Annotated in this window: 2 protein-coding genes and 1 pseudogene; 2 read left to right on the top strand and 1 reads right to left on the bottom strand. The window is 55.6% G+C overall.

The window, feature by feature from the left end:
- Positions 1-719, top strand: a 719-nt coding sequence (dapB, locus tag ACTHUT_RS19260) for a 4-hydroxy-tetrahydrodipicolinate reductase (RefSeq protein ID WP_440419440.1), incomplete at its 5' end; no start/stop codon positions are given.
- A gap of 89 nt (positions 720-808) precedes the next feature.
- Positions 809-1,696 (top strand): 50S ribosomal protein L11 methyltransferase, encoded by an 888-nt coding sequence (prmA, locus tag ACTHUT_RS19255; RefSeq protein ID WP_250599499.1) that lies wholly within the window; start codon positions 809-811, stop codon positions 1,694-1,696.
- A gap of 59 nt (positions 1,697-1,755) precedes the next feature.
- Here the strand turns inward: prmA and ACTHUT_RS19250 are convergent.
- Positions 1,756-1,959, bottom strand: a pseudogene (locus tag ACTHUT_RS19250) (hypothetical protein); the annotation flags it as partial.

Raw genomic sequence — 1,959 nt, 5'->3', positions numbered from 1 at the left:
TCTCCGGCGCACTCGAGCATTCCGGTTCGGAAGTATTGGGTTTGGATGCAGGCTTCGCCTCCGGCCTCAAAACCGGCGTTGCCATTTCAGACGACGTGGATGCCGTACTGGCTCAAAGCGATGTCCTCATCGACTTTACCCGTCCCGAGCCAACCCTGAAACACCTGCAAAAATGCGTGGAAAAAGGCGTCAACATCATCATCGGCACCACTGGTTTTGACGACGCAGGCAAAGCCGCCATCCAAGCCGCAGGCGAGAAAACAGGCGTCGTTTTCGCTGCCAACTTCAGCGTCGGCGTCAACCTGACCTTCCACATCCTCGACACCGTCGCCCGCGTGTTAAACGAAGGCTACGACATCGAAATCATCGAAGGCCACCACCGCCACAAAGTCGATGCACCAAGCGGTACCGCGTTACGCATGGGTGAAGTCATTGCCGACGCCCTCGGCCGCGACCTCAAAGAATGCGCCGTTTATGGCCGCGAAGGCCACACCGGCCCACGCGATCCGTCCACCATCGGTTTTGCCACCGTCCGCGCAGGCGACATCGTCGGCGACCACACCGCCCTCTTCGCCACCGACGGAGAGCGTGTGGAAATCACCCACAAGGCCAGCAGCCGCATGACTTTTGCCGCCGGTGCCGTACGCGCCGCAGTTTGGGCAAACGGCAAAAAAGGCCTGTACGATATGCAAGACGTACTGGGTTTGAAAAACCGATAAACCTGCATCATCAGGTTTCATACCTTACAAGGCCGTCTGAAAGCACAACGTCGATTTTCAGACGGCCTTATTAAAAAGAAAGCCCCACCATGTCCTATCAACAAATCACCATCAACGTCAACGATGCCGTCGCCGAACGCCTTGCCGATGCGCTGATGGAACACGGCGCGTTGTCCGCCGCCATTGAAGATGCCTACGCCGGTACAGAAAACGAGCAGGCCATTTTCGGCGAGCCGGGCATGCCGACCGAGCAAATCTGGCAACAAAGCAAAGTTATCGCCCTTTTCGGCGAAAGCGACGACGCTGCTTCCATTATCGAAGCCGCCGCGCAGGAATGCGGTTTGAACGATTTGAAATACACCGGCGAAATCCTTGAAGATCAAGACTGGGTACGCCTGACCCAAGCGCAATTTGACCCGATTCAAATTTCCGACCGACTGTGGATTACCCCGTCTTGGCACGAAGCGCCCGACGGCAACGCCGTCAACCTGCAACTCGACCCGGGCCTTGCCTTCGGCACGGGCAGCCATCCGACCACCCGCCTCTGCCTCAAATGGCTCGACACGCAGCTCAAAGGCGGCGAAAGCGTATTGGACTACGGCTGCGGCTCAGGCATTTTGGCCATTGCCGCCCTCAAACTCGGCGCAGGCTCCGCCATCGGTGTAGATATTGACGAACAAGCCATCCGCGCCAGCAAAGACAATGCCGCGCAAAACAACGTCGATGCGCAGTTCTACCTGCCGGACGGCCTGCCGCAAGGTCAATTTGATGTCGTTGTCGCCAACATTCTGGCCAACCCGTTGCGTATGCTCGGCGAAATGCTTGCCGCGCGTACCAAACAAGGCGGCCGCATTGTCTTGTCCGGTCTTTTGGACGAACAAGTCGAAGAACTCAGCGGCATTTACAGCCAATGGTTCAACATCGAGCCTGCCGAAATCGAAGAAGGCTGGGCGCGATTGAGCGGCGTCAAACGTTAAACCTGTTTTCCGATACAAAGGCCGTATGAAATTTAATCTTTCAGACGGCCTTTTTGCACTTAAAACGCTGAATATTCCAGCAAAATCAGGTATAATTGCCTATTATTTTGACCTTTCGGAACACATCCGCCGCGCCCGTTTGACATTTCATTGCGCGCACGGAAAATTTCCTTGAAATTCAGCAAGAAAAGACCATGACTGACCAAAAACACGAAGAATACGGCGCCGACAGCATACAAGTGCTGGAAGGCTTGGAAGCGGTA

The sequence above is a fragment of the Neisseria sp. P0022.S010 genome, assembly GCF_051956635.1.
Note: the sequence above shows the minus strand (reverse complement) of the source record. Positions and strands in the feature narration are given on the sequence as shown.

Coding starts and splice junctions, on each gene's coding strand:
- prmA (WP_250599499.1), top strand. CDS start 809: ATGTCCTATCAACAAATCACCATCAACGTCAACGATGCCGTCGCCGAA.